The sequence below is a fragment of the Collinsella aerofaciens genome (assembly GCF_018785265.1).
Classification (GTDB): domain Bacteria; phylum Actinomycetota; class Coriobacteriia; order Coriobacteriales; family Coriobacteriaceae; genus Collinsella; species Collinsella aerofaciens_AI.
The window spans coordinates 1-14,170 of sequence record NZ_WQPK01000030.1; the positions used below are offsets into that span (position 1 = coordinate 1).

Consider the following 14,170-nt stretch of genomic DNA (forward strand, 5'->3'; position numbering starts at 1 on the left):
TTCAGATTCTAGGACGAAGGCCGTTCTTCGTTAAACGGGCGCTAGAGCGTCACCCTTACACCAACATTTTCGACGCGATCTATTCGTTCAAATGCTGATTGATTGTTGGTTCCAAGGCCAATCATTCCAATTGCAGAGAGATATCCGCTATCAGTGAGTTTATCTCCTGCACCTCGAATAACCTTGCTTGTGATGATGAGGCCATCTGGACCGCCATCGCCAACGAAGGGGTACGGTACGTCTTCTGGGATTGGCAGCAAAGGAGGATTCACCGTAATGAGCTCATAGCTGCAAGCGCTTTCGATATTGTTTAGTGCGTTGTAGAGACTTCCGGTTAGAATAGTTAAATCTTCGCTAATACCATTGACCAGTGCGTTTAGTTGGCAGATTTCTGAGGCGATTGGATTGATATCTATCGCTGTGACGTGCATTCCAGATTTTGCCAGTATGAGTGCCTGGATGCCTGGTCCAGAGCAGAGGTCTAAGGCATTCTTTCCGGGGGATGGGCTTAGCCGACGAGCGAGCCCAATTGAATCAGAGCCAAAATATAGTAAAGGCGAGGGTGATGGCGCATCGGCAAAAAGCCAGATGCCATGATATCGGATTAGAGATAAACCGGAAAGGGAGGCATTGCCATTGTGCTCGCTTAGCAGCCCGAGTGAGGCTATGGTTTCAACAGTGCCTTTCAGCAGTCTTCTTTTTGCCACTTCTGAATCGAGATCAATCTCTCCACCTAGCATCAGGAAGGAGACGAGCTCTTGATGCTCCCTGTCAAGTTGATCCCAGATGCGATGCGCGCATTCAAAAGGATCTATAGATATGTCAAGTGTGTCTAAAAAATCTGTTACTCCAAGAGTGTCCAATCTACGGAGTGGATTACTCGAGAGCGAATTTAAAGAGGGTAGCACTTCAATCATGTATATCAGACCCATTTCCGATAAAGGTAGTCTCGAATTTAGTCTCGACAATCAAGTCGGCTGCCAGTTTAGGAGCCAGCTTTGCAAGACAGGTCTGTGCCTCTTTCGAGAGGGCGATGTCTTCGCAAATCTCGCATTGAGAGAGGTAGCTTGAGCGCCCAAATGAAGAAAGGCCTCCGCTCGTGCGCAAGTGCTTCAGCAGTCCTCCTGGTCCTATGTATTGTATGTAATTAAGTAGGAGCAGCTGCAGTTCATTAATGTCATCCGTCAGATTGATTTTGCCAAGATCGAAAAGCCAAGTTCCCTCTGCATTTATTCCGCAGCAGGGTGAAAGATGGCAGTTTGGGGAAATAACGAAGTCTTGGCCGCAGTCGGAACAGTGTGACGCTAAGAGACGTGCCTGCGGTCGCGCATTTTGGTTGAGACTGAGATTTCGTGCGCGCCCAATTCGCGTGATGCCTGAATCCGTGATGAAGCGGGCTGGCGCGCGGGGAGTCTGGGTATTATCGTCGAGCTGATGCAGGAGTGGAATGTCTTCATTAAGGTACTTGCACAGGTATGCCGGGCTGATTGTACTGTTGTTATCTCTGCAGACCGCAATGCCGAGAGTTTGAAAGCCCATTGTTTTTGCTGAGTTCCAAAGGTTGCGCACATTCTCGAGGGGTATATATTCCGCATGAAAGTCGTCGCAGCTGATATTGATTTCGTCAAGGCCACATGACTTCAATTCGTTGAGGAGCGTTTCTGCGTCTCTTTCGCTTTTCGCCCACCACGCATTCGTTACAATTCGAGTAAAGAGTCCTAAAGAATTCGCATATGCGATGGCCTCGAGAAGGTCTTCGCCAAGAAGGGTGCATTCTCCGCTCGTAAACACAACAACACCACTTCCGACGCATACTTCGGCGAAGCTATCGATGAATTGCCGCATTTGGGGAAGAGTAAGCCTGTCACTGTTGTTCGGAGTGCAGCTCATCAGACAATGATCACACACAGCGCCACATCTATATGTTGTTATAAATGTCAGCATTCGAGGTCTGCGGAACAGCACGTGCTGCGAGCTTTCGGAAATCATGCCGCGAGCAAACGGGCGTCGGTGATTACCAAGGTGCCTTCGTTCTCGGAGTAAGTAACTTCGAATTCGACGGAGCGATAAGACCCGCGGGCGACCCCATTGGAAGCCCCTTCGGGGTTGATGGTATTGGAGCTGGAATTCTTGATTGCTGTTTTAAGCACGGCTGCTTGCCTCGCCGCACTCAAGCCCTCTTGATCAAATTTCCTGAAAACAGAAGTTTGTTTGTACGATTCCGATAGTTCAACAACATCAGGTTTGTTCATAAAAATAGCTGATCCATAGCCCATTGTGTTGACGTCGTACTTAAGGTTGGCGTTGTTTTGAGCATTCGCGTTTGCGTTTGCCATTGCGTTTGCGTTCAGAATGATGTTTGCGTTCGTTACTGCGTTTGCATTAAGTACAACGTTTACGAGAGGTATCGTTTGCGGATCAGCTTCGGTGTCCTCGTCATAATATGCAAGTTGGATACGACGATATACTGCGCGTGCAACGGGGACACGCGCCTCCTTTTCGGTTGACTCCACCAGTTCGTACAGAGAGACTTTTCGATTTCCCGCTTTGATTTGGAGGTCTGTAATTCCATATTTCTGGAATACGGCACGAGGCTGAGCTTCGAAATCGCGTCTTGCGTCGGTAGATTGCTCCGCGTCCGCGACCAGTTTTTCAAGGATGCTAAGCTGGGACTGTATTGAGAGTTCGTTTAGGTGGTTCACATTGTCCATAGCGGTGACCTCCAATGTTGAATAGCTGTCTTGAAAGACTACGTCATGCTAGTGTCGGTATCGATTTGATACTACGAACAAATTAGAACTAAATGGATATAGTTTCCATACTAATCAAAACAAATTTGCATTCAACTTTTTATTTATACTTGATTTAAGGCGGAGTGGAATGTGAGCGCGCAAGGAGATGCGGAATCGATGAGAGCCTCAAAAAAAATTACTGCAGTGTTATCATCTTTCATCCTCTCTATTCTTCCATTTCTGATTCTATGGGCGGCTTGGTCAGTCCTCCCTGATACAATTCCCGCTCATTGGAGTGGGGGCGTGGTTGATCGATGGGGTAATAAGCTTGAATTGCTGGTTGTTCCGCTGTTTTCTCTGATTGGTTCTATTGCAATTTCTGTGTACCTTATTGTTTCCACGCGGCGAAGAGAGTTCGCGGATTTCTCTGTTCGAATGCGACGGGACTTTGTTGCGTGCTATATTTCTAGTCTTCTTTTATCGACAACCTGCTCAGTGATAATTGCCGTTTGGGTTCAGTTGATTCTTACGCAAAACACTGCGGTTGATGGGGGGCTTGGACTATCGATCCTGTATTCCCTTCCCGGGCTATATGTGATCTTGTGCGCTTTGCCGCCTTTTTATGCGAGCGGCGAGAGCAAAAAGGCAGAGCGCCTGATAACAGTTCTTATTGGCGGCGCGGAGATTGTTCTTTGTGGAATAGTGCTTGAAGGTTCGGCTGCCTCGTATGCGATGATTGGACTGATGATTCTGTTCTGTGCGTTTGAGATTGTGTCACAGGTAAGGGATAGCCGGTCCTTATGAGTTGAATTACGCGCGTGCGGATATAAAGGGTGGCATGTTAAGCTGGACGTTTTCTCGTTCTGGGACATTTGCAGTAGGATGAGTGGGACTAGGCGCGCTGCGGTGTGATGGTGAAGGTTGAGACTTGTATCGCTGCAAATCCGCTGATGCACATTTTGCTATTGGGCTTGAAGGTGGGACCGGCAGGCCTTTGTTTGGGTTGTTCTGGTCGTCCAACGCGTGTTGCACGGCTTTATATTGTTACGCTCGTTCGGCGCTCCGTTGGAGCATTTCCGGGTTTGTCGGCATCATGACTTGGCCAAGTGACACGCTTGCCGGGATGGTTGTAACGCCGCGCCGGTTCCGTGTGCTCCTTTGTTGTTGGCCTGTCCAGCCGGGGGCGGATTCGGCCTCATGTTGTGGCGCACGGCCTTCAGGGGCTTCCCCTGGCGAGTTATGTTCGTCCGTATGGGTAAGGGTCGGGTTGAGCTGACAATCCCGTGTCGGAAGGGGCTTGCACCGTGCGCGCGATGACAGAGATTGAGTGGCTGGACGGCCGTGTGACGAAGGTGCCGGAGCTCGCCCTGGGCGATGCGTTCGGCGAGAGCGTCCAGGCGGAGCTCGATTTCGGGTTCGACGATGTGTTGGAGGGCCTTTGGGTCGAGGTGCGCCATCATGAGCCGGATGAGGACTCGGACGGCGACCCGCGCGGGAGGGGCTGCGCACTGTACGCGGACTGCCGGTACAGCCTGGTCGAACCGTCGGACCTCGACCGTGTCTTCTGCATCCTTTACGAGGGGCAGCCGAGGGTCTGCCGCGTCGCGGGGGAGCTCGTGAACCTTTTGCGGGCCTGCGCGTTGTCCTGCCTCATGCTCGGATCTCCCTACCCGCCAGGCGCCCTCGAGGCCCTGGCCGCGTGCGCTCGATACCTCTGCGGTCCGGCTTTCACATCCGACCTCGCCGCCCGTGCCCGCGCCGCGGGGGAATTTGGGATGGGGGCGGGTTCCGAAACGCCTGCGGAGGGGAGAACCCCGTTGGGCGGGGACTATTCGTGATGCTTGATATCGCATTGCAGTATGGAAGCACGGATCATCTTCGCGATGGTCCGACCGGTTGATGGGCTAGGACGCGCATTCAGCAGGGAAGGGGATGGCTTTTAATGCCGCTTTTGGCTTATGCGTGCCGCGCTCCGCGTATGGCCATCCTGCGGTGCTAAAGCATTCTTGAAGTCTGTTAAGTGAATTCGTTTTAATCGCGCACGTGGCCGTTTGCCCATATCGCATAACAGGATTCAGTGCTGATTGCCCGTGTGATGACAGCGTGAGTTTCGGGGGGGGGTGGCGTGAGCGGAGTCGCCGCGTTGTATAAGTCTGGCCGGCCCGACTGATGTGTCGATCTGTCGGGCCGGCCGAGAATGGTGAAGAGATCTCGCTGTTGAATGAACGAATGTTACAAGCAGCTCTTCAAGGCGCTTTGGGCGTTGGCTGGGGCTGCGCAGTCAATCGCATGCAGTGATAGGCGAGGCGATTGCTCGATGAGCCGGCGACTAGTTCTGTGCTGCACTCGTCCCGGTGCCGTCGTTGTCTGCCGAGTACCAGAATGCGTAGGCCGCAACGACGGCATCATAGACGGCTGCGACTACGTTATCCACGACGGCTGCAAAGTTGACCACAACGGGAACGGGGCCGGTTTTGGAATCCATCTTCTCTACTTCTGGGGTCTCATACATGGGAACATCTCCTTAGAATTGTGACAGGACGCTCAGGTCGCCTAGATCATCGTCGATCAGGTCGATATAGAGGTCGCCGTCCATATTGATGTCTGCAATCAACGATGAGATCTCTTCCATCTCGTCAATCGAGTGCATACGATTGGCCAACGCGGTAACAACGGGCTTATCCCAAACGGTTGCCATTCCGGCATCGTAGTATTCCTGAAGGCTGTGTTTGCGAACGTTTCCGATGATGAGAGGTATATAGGGGGATGCGACGATATCGCCATTGGCGTGGATGGCCACTTGGTCAAATTGCATTTGCAGTTGAGGGAATCTGACCAAGTGGTCGATGGGGTCGCCCCACTCAAGCATGAAGTAGCCTCGATAGTCCGGATCGTATCGAAGGTCATTGATCGTGTTGACTAGCCGACGGTATTGATTATTCGAAGGGCGAATCGTGCGGTTTCTTCGGGCTCTACCGAGGAGCATGAGCGGCTGAACTCTAAGGTCAATTCGGTCAGTTCTACCCGACGATTTCAGCTTGTCTCGAAGCATCGTGCAAACTGGTTTGAAATCGTCGACATTGAACGATGTCGGACAAAAGGCAATTGAAAGGTGCAGTGAGGTTTCGTTCAGCGTGATATCGATGGCGTCGAGCACCCGGTCGTATAATCCCGAGAGTCCTCGCATATGTTCGTGAGAATCGCGTAGGCCATCGAGGCTAAACTGTATGCCGTTTAAACCGGCGCGTTCGAGCTCATGCAAAGTATTTGAGTTTGCGAGCAGACCGTTTGACACGAGGTTGCATTTGACGCCAGATGCGCTGAGCCGCCGCAAGGATTCGATGACAAGATCCTTTCGCAGGAGGGTCTCGCCTCCGCAGAAGCAGAAGCTAAAGGGGTGCATTTGACAAATCGAGTCGACGAGTTCGAGGACTTCGTTGTCGGATAATTCGTTCGCGACGACATCGTTTTCTCCACTGTTGTTGAAGCAGTGTAGACAACGAAGGTTGCATTTGTTTGTAATGTCGAGCGCAACGCTGTGGGGCGCTCCGATTATTGCCGGCATGCTCATTATTGCTTCTTATCGAGCGGGCGAACAAACAGCTTGACGTCGCCCGAGTCGAGCTCATTGGGCAGGGTGCCGACTAAGGAAAAGCCAAGGCGCTGGTCGGAATGGTCAAGTTGTTCGGCGATTGGGGTGGAATCAGGCGCGTCAATTCTGAGCGCGCGGTAGGCTTTGGGAGCGGAAGATCCGTAGTATTCCGCAAGGCGGTCGAGCACACCGACAAGCAGCGTGGAGCTGCATGAGATAAATTTGATGATGACGCTGCGGCCGGCGGGATTAGTGGCCGGCTCGCATATTATCAATCCATTAATTTCTCCGGACTGGCTCGTGAGTAGAAAATAATCATGGGTAAAAGAAAAAGAGCCTTTGACGAAGAACCAGAAAGTTCTCCAATTCGGGCTCAACGTCGAACTCAGAGAAATAGATCCTATTACCATTTTTGGACTGTTTTGCAGAGAGGGATTTTGCAGCCGCCTCTTCGATTTCAGCAAACCTGCTCGCGTCCGCGAGAATAAGCAGCTCGTCGGGATCCACCGATGTTAGGTAATCGGAGCCGAAAGGGTCGTTCATATATCTCCCTTCTTTCTTCCAAACGATAAGACAGTTTACGGTCAGGCTATGCAGGGTTTGGGCCAGGTCATGCGCTAGCGTCTCGCGCGGTTGATCTGGGTATTTTTCTTGGAACAGACGGAGAATTTTGGGCAAATCGCAGGTGCCGTCGCATAAGTCAAGAATCTCTTTAGCGACCCTGTTGAGGATCGTATAGATTTGTTTCCCATCTGAGCTTAGGACGCTCAGGCGGTTATTTGGTTCACTGCGAAGGTAGCTTGGGTCGAGGGGGATAGGGATGACTCCAGGCAATGATGAGATTTGCGCGCTCCAAACATTCACGGATTCCATTGATCTCCTTTGGTTGTGGCCTATCTTCCTCGAATAGCAACTCATTCGATAAAATATCACAAATCGAAACGATATATAAAAGAATATATTTATATCGATATACAATATTAGGTTAAAAAAGTTTTGATGTTTGTCGATAGGGCTGGTATTGAAGGAGTGGACTGGAGTGATGGCGATGTCGGACGTTGTGGTTTCAATGGTGGGGTCATGCCTGCTGCTGGTGTTCGGAATAATGATATATCGAGGCAAGCTCACGGGATTGCTTGCCGGAATGTCATTGCTATCGGGAGAGCGTTTAGAGGAGGCAAAGCGGACGGCCGAGTCTCTAGGCGCAAACCGAGTGGTGGGGGCGTCTATAGTTTTCTCCGCAATATGCCTTTTTCTCTCGTCCCTTTTTCCGGACAAAAGGGCTATTCTCGGTCTGATGGTGGCTGCTGTTATAATCGCCGCGCTTGCCTATGCAAATAGGGGGCTTATTCGTATGTATATAAAGGTGAAATGGAATCCTGGGCACCGCAACCCGAGATAATGTCTTGAGCAAGGATTAACAACAAGGGATATATGGGAGCGATTAAGCGGCAAACAAATTCAGTTTTGGATAAAAGGCCGCTTGATGGGAGCTGGCATGTTTAAGAAGACGGTTCACGAGTTGTTTCGGTGTAAAGGGTCACGGCTTTTCGTGATTCTCATGCTGGTGAATTTTGCTCTCTCGTGCGTCATGCCCGCCTTAAACGGTGGGTTTGTAGACTTTCTCGTGACGAATAGGGATCCATCTCGCGTCGTGTGGTTTGCGGCCTTTGTTGCGGGCATAGGGATATCGGCCTCCTTCATGTCGTATGCGATGGGTGTGAACGTATCGCGCGTCATCTTGGAGATGACGACGAGACTGATGGGGACCACGTGTGAGTCGTTTGAACGGGGGCCCCTGGAAAAGGGGGAGCAGGCGGATCCATCCTATACAACGCAGAGGGTGTATGCGGATTCGAATGCGGTGTCATCGTTTGTCGTGAACAACTTCCTGACGATCGGGCTTAACGTCGTTCTGGTTGTGTTGATATGCATCATCCTGTTTTCGATTAATCCGGTGTTCCTGGTGTTAAGTGCATGTTCGCTTGTTGCGTACTTCATTTTATTCAGGGCGTTGAAAAAGCCGTTGTACAACAGCTCGCTTGCGAACAAGGAGGGTTTGAGTAAGCTTTTCGCGTCCGTGAGCGGCGAGCTGTCGCAGTTGTTTGACATTAAGTGCGATGGCGCATATAACCAGAGCGCTCGGACGCTCAAAGGGGTATTCGAGGGGTACTACCCGATTTACATGAAAGCAAGTAGGGTCTCGAATCTGGCCACATCAAGCGACGGCCTGATCTCGTCTGTGTTTCGGGGGGCACTGCTCGTGATCTCCGGGATGGAAATATTGAGCGGAAGAATGAGCTTAGGCGAGTTCACAATGGTGAACTCGTATTACTCGATGGCGTTCGGATGCTTCAAGTATTTTTTGAATTATTTCAAATCGTATCAGGACGCAAGGGCCTCGTTCGACCGATTGGGGGCTCTGACGGAGGACGCCGAGGACCGCGGCACCCTCACGGTTGGGCACGTGGAGAGCATATCGTTGTCCAACATCGCGTACCGATACGCGGGAAAGCCCTACTTATACCGCGACCTCTCCGTGGAGGTGGAGGAAGGAAAAACCTATGCCATTACCGGGCCGAACGGATGCGGAAAAAGCACGTTTCTGAAGGTGCTCCTTGGACTATATTCTGCTGGGGGACATCGGGCTTTGGGGTCGGTGCCATATGAAGAGCTCGATATGGAGACGATCCGACGGGACCTGTTTGCGGTGTGCCCGCAAAAGCTCTTTATTCCGAACGAAACGGTGGAGAATTACCTTGAGAGGACGTCGATTCGGGGATCGAGCGAAAACCTCCGAGAGTTTGTGCCGAGTTTCTATCGAACCGTCGAATCGTTAAAAGGCAAGAATTGTAGAGACCTTTCTGGTGGAGAGTATCGAAAGCTAAGGATATTCGCAGCACTTCGCAGGCAGCCGGAAGTGCTTGTGTTTGATGAACCAACGAACGATTTAGATGAAGAAAGCCGTCGGGAGTTCACGGAGTATATTCATCGAAATCCCTTCGATCAGTTAATTCTTGTTGTAAGCCATGATCAGGATTTGATTTCAGCATGCGATAGGAAGCTGGATTTGGATTTCGATCCGAAAAATGGGCAATGCTGATGGGAAACGCTTAGAATTCGGGCTTGCGCGTCATGGAGTAATCTTTCCTCTTATCGAAAATCGTTACAATATAAGAAAAACAGTAAGCAAGAAGAAATGGCTCGGGGAAGAGCTCGCTGCTGTCAGTGATATTGGGTCTATATCCAGATAACACGGAAGGGGCCGTCCTCTACAACGGGGTATCACAGCGTCGCATCGACCGATACGCATTGCGGCGGTGCCGAGTTGGCATTACGGAGCAAGAGCCCCCTATTGTTGGGGGGGACGATCCTCGATAATCTTACGCTGCTTTCTGATGATTTCGAGGCCGACAAACTGAATCGGATGCTTGCCATATTGGGGTTAGACAAAATGATTGCCGCTGCGGAGAACGGGGCGGCAGCGATGCTTGGCAGCAAGAAAGGAGGGGTGTCCGGCGGGGAGAAGCAGAACATCGCAATTGTGCGGCAGATGTTGAAATCGCCGGACGTCATGTTGTTTCTTGAGTCAACTTCAGCGCTTGATGCGAAGAGCCGGAGCGCACTAATTAAATTGCTTCATGAGGTTAAGAGAGACCATATTGTAATTGTTGTCACTCATGACGAAGAGATGCTTGCGGCTTGCGACGTGGTCATTCCGATGCCCGGATGCTTATCGGGACGTGGCGTTGAAGGCCCAGAAGATCGAAATGGCGTGGGTGTTGGGTAAGTCCCTACGCGTACGACGTTGGGTTTCTGATCTTCATCGTCCTGCAAAGAAGGCTTTGTAACACGTTTCCCCTGGGAGGCCCCTTTTGTCCGTAGTGGCAAAGAGGGGCTTTTTCGTTTCCCTCTTGCGGCGGAGGGGGACACCATGCGCCTATACAGGACGACCTGCGCGCTTTCGTCGGATGACGGGCTATGTGTCGAGATGGGGGTCTCGGGTTGAGGCCGTACCGATGGTCGCGGTCGGCCAGCGACCATCGGTACGGCTCAATCGTATTACCAGAACTAGTAAGGAGCCGCCCTTTCGGACGACTCAAACTGTAATGGGGCTTTTTTAGCTACCCCGGCCGTTACTCCGCCAAAGCATTCGCGCTATCTGCCGGGGTAGCTAAAATAGCCCCGTCCCAATATTAGCTACTCTGACCAAAATCCCTGGGACAAATACTTCTGATAGATTTTGTCTTTCTTGGCTATTGCGTAGTTTAAGAGATACCATTCCAATAATTACAGCTATTTGCTAAACCGTTTTAGCTGATTCTACCACATTTGACCTGCAATTACATTGTGCTGGTATCTTCATAAGGTAACCACCTTTACCTACCGTTTACCGCCAGTTTTAGCACGTTTACCAAACCGCGCAGCCTCTGCTCATGCCCGCCCAAAACCCGCCGTATAGTTCCCTCACGGCCTGCATCCGGCGGGTCGATTCGTTACCACGGTCGTGTGTGCGAACACATAGAAGGGGAAGTATCGTGCGCGATTGCAAGAGGGTTTACCGTTTTGGCACCGATGTCCAGGGCACTTGTGTCACAGAGGGCGACAAGTCCATGAACTTTGTGCTTGGCGGCAAGGGCGCTAACCTTGCCGAGATGAGCCGTATCGGCCTGCCGGTCCCCGGTGGCTTTACCATTACCTGCCAGACCTGCGTTGAGTACTCCGGTGCCGGCAATGTTTGGCCTGCCGGCGCGCTCGACGAGATCGTTGCCGCCGAGGCCGACCTCGAAGCCCGCTGCGGCAAGAAGCTCGGAGATGCCCATGACCCGCTGCTCGTGTCGGTGCGCTCGGGCGCTCCGTTCTCCATGCCCGGCATGATGGACACGGTTCTCAACCTGGGCCTCAACGACGATTCCGTCCAAGGTCTTATCGCCCAGACGCAGAACCCGCGTTTTGCTTGGGACAGCTACCGTCGCTTTATCCAGATGTTCTCCAACGTCGTTATGGGCGTCGACGCCGATCTGTTCGAGAACGCCCTGACCCAGGCCCGCCTGGTCGCCGGCGTCCGCGTCGATTCCGAGCTTTCGGCCGAGGACCTGCAGGAGCTCGTCGAGACCTTCAAGGGCATCTTCTCCGACAACGTCGAGGCCGCCCTGTATCCCGAGCTCGAGGTCGCTGACGGCAAGCCCGTCTTCCCGCACGATCCGGAGCTCCAGCTTCGCCTTGCCATCCAGGCCGTCTTTGGCAGCTGGATGAACGAGCGCGCCTGCATCTACCGCAAGCAGCACGGTATTTCCGACGAGCTCGGCACCGCCGTCAACGTTCAGGCCATGGCCTTTGGCAACAAGGGCGAGACCTCTGCGACCGGCGTCGCCTTTACGCGTAACCCGGCCGACGGCACCAAGGAGTTCTACGGCGACTTTCTGGTCAACGCCCAGGGCGAGGACGTCGTCGCCGGCATCCGCAATACCGAGCCCATCGCCGACCTCAAGACCACCCCGGGCCTCGAGTCCGCTGGCGAGGAGCTCGAGCGCGTGTTCCTGACGCTCGAGAATCACTATCGCGATATGTGCGATATCGAATTCACCATCGAGCAGGGCAAGCTCTGGATGCTCCAGACCCGCGTGGGCAAGCGCACCGCCACCGCCGCCCTACGCATTGCCATCGAGATGGTCGAGGAGGGTCTGATCACCCGCGAGGAGGCCGTGAGCCGCATCGATCCCGCTCAGCTCGACCAACTCCTGCACCCACAGTTCGACTCCTCCAAGAAGTACGAGGCGCTCGCGACCGGTCTTAACGCCAGCCCCGGCGCCGCCGTGGGCGAGGTCGTGTTCTCGAGCGATGACGCCGTCGCGCGTTCTGCCGAGGGTCACAAGGTCATCCTGGTCCGCTGGGAGACCAACCCCGACGACCTGAAGGGCATGGTTGCCGCCGAGGGCATCCTAACGAGCCATGGCGGCAAGACGAGCCACGCCGCCGTTATCGCCCGCGGCATGGGCACGCCCTGCGTCTGCGGTGTCGAGCGCTTCCATATCGACGCGGCCGAGAAGGTCGTGCGCATCGAGGGCAGCGATCGCGTGCTGCGCGAGGGCGACATCATCTCCATCGACGGTACCCAGGGCATCGTTGTCGACGGCGCCGTTGACTTGGTCTCCGCCGAGCTTACCGGCGACCTGGACACTATCCTGTCCTGGGCCGACGAGATCCGTCTGGATGAGACCTGCGGCCACGCCAACCACGTGCGCGTCAACGCCGACAACCCCGAGGATGCCGAGCTCGCGCTTGAGTTTGGCGCCGAGGCCATCGGCCTGTGCCGCACTGAGCACATGTTCCTGGGCGATCGCAAGAACATCATCCAAAGCTTCATCCTGTCCGATGACGAGGCCGTGAAGCAGCAGGCCCTGGCCGATTTGCTCAAGGTCCAGACCGAGGATTTCCTGGCCATGTTCAAGACCATGACCGGTCGCGAGGTGGTCGTTCGCCTGCTCGATCCGCCGCTTCATGAGTTCCTGGATAATCCTCGCGAGCTCGAGGTCGCCATCACCAAGAAGGAAGCCGCCGGCGCCAGCGAGGAGGAGCTTGCCGCCCTGCGTGCTCGCCTGCGTCGCATCGACGGCATGGTCGAGTCCAACCCCATGCTGGGCCTGCGCGGCGTGCGCCTGTCCGTCGTCTTCGGCGACCTGCCGCTTATGCAGGTCCGTGCCGTGGCAACGGCTGCCGCCCGCCTCATCAAGGAGGGCGTCGACCCGCGTCCCGAGATCATGGTCCCGCTCGTCTCCATCACGGCCGAGCATGTCCAGACCCGCAAGGTCATCGAGCGCGTCATCGCCGAGGTTTCCGCCGAGGAGGGCGTGGAGCTCAACATTCCTGCGGGTACGATGCTCGAGCTGCCGCGCGCCTGCATGGTCGCCGACGAGATCGCCCAGCACGCCGATTTCTTCTGCTTTGGCACCAACGACCTCACCCAGACGACCTTCGGCTTCTCCCGCGACGATGCCGAGGCCAAGTTCATTCCGCTGTACCTGCACAAGAAGATCCTGAAGGACAACCCCTTCGAGACCATCGACACGGCGGTGCTGGAGCTCGTGCGCTTGGCCGTCGAGAAGGGCCGCGCCACCAATCCCGACATGCACTTTGGCGTGTGCGGCGAACACGGCGGCGACCCCAAGTCCATCAAGGGCCTGTTTAACGTGGCCGACGTGGACTACGTGTCCTGCTCGCCCTATCGCGTGCCCCTCGCGCGCCTGGCTGCCGCCCAGGCCAAGCTCGAGGCCAAGCGTTCCGCCTAACGTTTTGGGTTTAGACGCCTAGCGTAGCCCCCTTCATGCCGCCCGTCTCATTCGTGAGACGGGCGGTTATCATGTGCGGGTTTTGTCTTTTTGTCAGCGTAAAAAAATGTTCTTGCAGCAGAAACCCGCGCGTGTATACTCGAATACGTTTGTTCAACTACGTGCCGGCCAAGGTGGTACGGCACCTCTAGAAGAGTAAGGAATTGCACATGGATTACATCCGCGCAATCGAGCGTCAGCAGATCCGCGAGGACATTCCTCAGGTTCGCGTCGCCGACAACGTCAAGGTTCACTACCGCATTAAGGAAGGCGACCGCGAGCGCATCCAGGTCTTCCAGGGCGACGTCATCCGCATGGCCGGCGCCGGTGCCCGCGAGACCTTCACCGTCCGCAAGATGTCCTTCGGTGTCGGTGTTGAGCGTACCTTCCCGCTTCACAGCCCCAAGATCGCCAAGCTCGAGGTCGTTCGTCATGGTCGCGTCCGTCGCGCCAAGCTGTACTACCTCCGCGACAAGGTGGGCAAGGCTGCTCGCATCCCCGAGAAGCGCTAAGAAGAT

General features: G+C 54.1%; 14 protein-coding genes and 1 pseudogene. 8 read left to right on the forward strand and 7 right to left on the reverse strand.

Translation table 11 applies throughout. The annotated features are described in order from the left end of the window. Positions 1 to 41 precede the first annotated feature (41 nt). From GPK42_RS05160 to GPK42_RS05170, 3 genes are read right to left on the reverse strand one after another with little or no spacing between them, the layout of a single operon-like run. Positions 42 to 917: a methyltransferase gene (locus tag GPK42_RS05160; protein ID WP_215693991.1), complete on the reverse strand. Its 876-nt coding sequence runs from the start codon at positions 915 to 917 to the stop codon at positions 42 to 44. Continuing rightward, complete coding sequence (locus GPK42_RS05165) at positions 910 to 1,989, reverse strand: radical SAM protein (RefSeq protein WP_338404333.1); 1,080 nt, start codon at positions 1,987 to 1,989, stop codon at positions 910 to 912. The genes GPK42_RS05160 and GPK42_RS05165 overlap by 8 nt, the downstream gene beginning before the upstream one ends. Further along, positions 1,986 to 2,711, reverse strand: a complete 726-nt coding sequence (locus GPK42_RS05170) for a DUF5969 family protein (RefSeq protein WP_215693994.1) — start codon at positions 2,709 to 2,711, stop codon at positions 1,986 to 1,988. Before GPK42_RS05170 ends, GPK42_RS05165 begins: the two co-directional genes overlap by 4 nt. 198 nt (positions 2,712 to 2,909) lie before the next feature. Here GPK42_RS05170 and GPK42_RS05175 point away from each other — a divergent pair, with 198 nt between their 5' ends. Together GPK42_RS05175 and GPK42_RS05180 are read left to right on the forward strand one after the other, a co-directional pair. Next, positions 2,910 to 3,536, forward strand: a complete 627-nt coding sequence (locus GPK42_RS05175) for a DUF1648 domain-containing protein (RefSeq protein WP_055287380.1) — start codon at positions 2,910 to 2,912, stop codon at positions 3,534 to 3,536. 500 nt (positions 3,537 to 4,036) lie between these two features. After that, positions 4,037 to 4,570 carry a hypothetical protein gene (locus GPK42_RS05180; RefSeq protein WP_215693996.1) on the forward strand — a complete coding sequence of 178 codons (534 nt, stop codon included), beginning with the start codon at positions 4,037 to 4,039 and terminating at the stop codon, positions 4,568 to 4,570. Positions 4,571 to 5,061: 491 nt separating this feature from the next. Here GPK42_RS05180 and GPK42_RS05185 read toward each other — a convergent pair whose 3' ends face one another. The 4 genes from GPK42_RS05185 to GPK42_RS05200 are packed head-to-tail and all read right to left on the reverse strand — an operon-like array spanning position 5,062 to position 7,197. Continuing rightward, positions 5,062 to 5,244: a hypothetical protein gene (locus GPK42_RS05185; protein WP_195233559.1), complete on the reverse strand. Its 183-nt coding sequence runs from the start codon at positions 5,242 to 5,244 to the stop codon at positions 5,062 to 5,064. A gap of 12 nt (positions 5,245 to 5,256) precedes the next feature. After that, positions 5,257 to 6,303 carry a radical SAM/SPASM domain-containing protein gene (locus GPK42_RS05190; protein ID WP_195233561.1) on the reverse strand — a complete coding sequence of 349 codons (1,047 nt, stop codon included), beginning with the start codon at positions 6,301 to 6,303 and terminating at the stop codon, positions 5,257 to 5,259. Further along, positions 6,303 to 6,599 (reverse strand): hypothetical protein, encoded by a 297-nt coding sequence (locus tag GPK42_RS05195; RefSeq protein ID WP_215693997.1) that lies wholly within the window; start codon positions 6,597 to 6,599, stop codon positions 6,303 to 6,305. Before GPK42_RS05195 ends, GPK42_RS05190 begins: the two co-directional genes overlap by 1 nt. 40 nt (positions 6,600 to 6,639) lie before the next feature. Next, complete coding sequence (locus tag GPK42_RS05200; RefSeq protein ID WP_215693999.1) at positions 6,640 to 7,197, reverse strand: PqqD family protein; 558 nt, start codon at positions 7,195 to 7,197, stop codon at positions 6,640 to 6,642. Between the two features lie 166 nt (positions 7,198 to 7,363). Between GPK42_RS05200 and GPK42_RS05205 the strand changes: the two genes are divergently transcribed. The 6 genes and pseudogenes from GPK42_RS05205 (at position 7,364) to rplS (ending at position 14,164) form a co-directional block, all read left to right on the forward strand. Beyond that, a complete protein-coding gene (locus tag GPK42_RS05205; protein WP_215694001.1) occupies positions 7,364 to 7,726 on the forward strand; it encodes a hypothetical protein in 363 nt (120 codons plus the stop codon). 96 nt (positions 7,727 to 7,822) lie between these two features. Beyond that, entirely contained in the window at positions 7,823 to 9,427 is a 1,605-nt protein-coding gene (locus tag GPK42_RS05210; protein WP_215694003.1) for an ATP-binding cassette domain-containing protein, read from the forward strand. Positions 9,428 to 9,531: 104 nt separating this feature from the next. Then, positions 9,532 to 9,705 (forward strand): annotated as a pseudogene (locus tag GPK42_RS10215) (hypothetical protein); the annotation flags it as partial. Continuing rightward, positions 9,683 to 10,114: a P-loop NTPase family protein gene (locus GPK42_RS05220; protein ID WP_215694005.1), complete on the forward strand. Its 432-nt coding sequence runs from the start codon at positions 9,683 to 9,685 to the stop codon at positions 10,112 to 10,114. The pseudogene GPK42_RS10215 and the gene GPK42_RS05220, both read left to right, overlap by 23 nt. 748 nt (positions 10,115 to 10,862) lie before the next feature. Then, positions 10,863 to 13,613: a pyruvate, phosphate dikinase gene (ppdK, locus tag GPK42_RS05225; protein ID WP_215694006.1), complete on the forward strand. Its 2,751-nt coding sequence runs from the start codon at positions 10,863 to 10,865 to the stop codon at positions 13,611 to 13,613. Between the two features lie 209 nt (positions 13,614 to 13,822). Then, positions 13,823 to 14,164, forward strand: a complete 342-nt coding sequence (rplS, locus tag GPK42_RS05230; RefSeq protein ID WP_006236098.1) for a 50S ribosomal protein L19 — start codon at positions 13,823 to 13,825, stop codon at positions 14,162 to 14,164. The last annotated feature ends 6 nt before the right edge of the window (positions 14,165 to 14,170 follow it).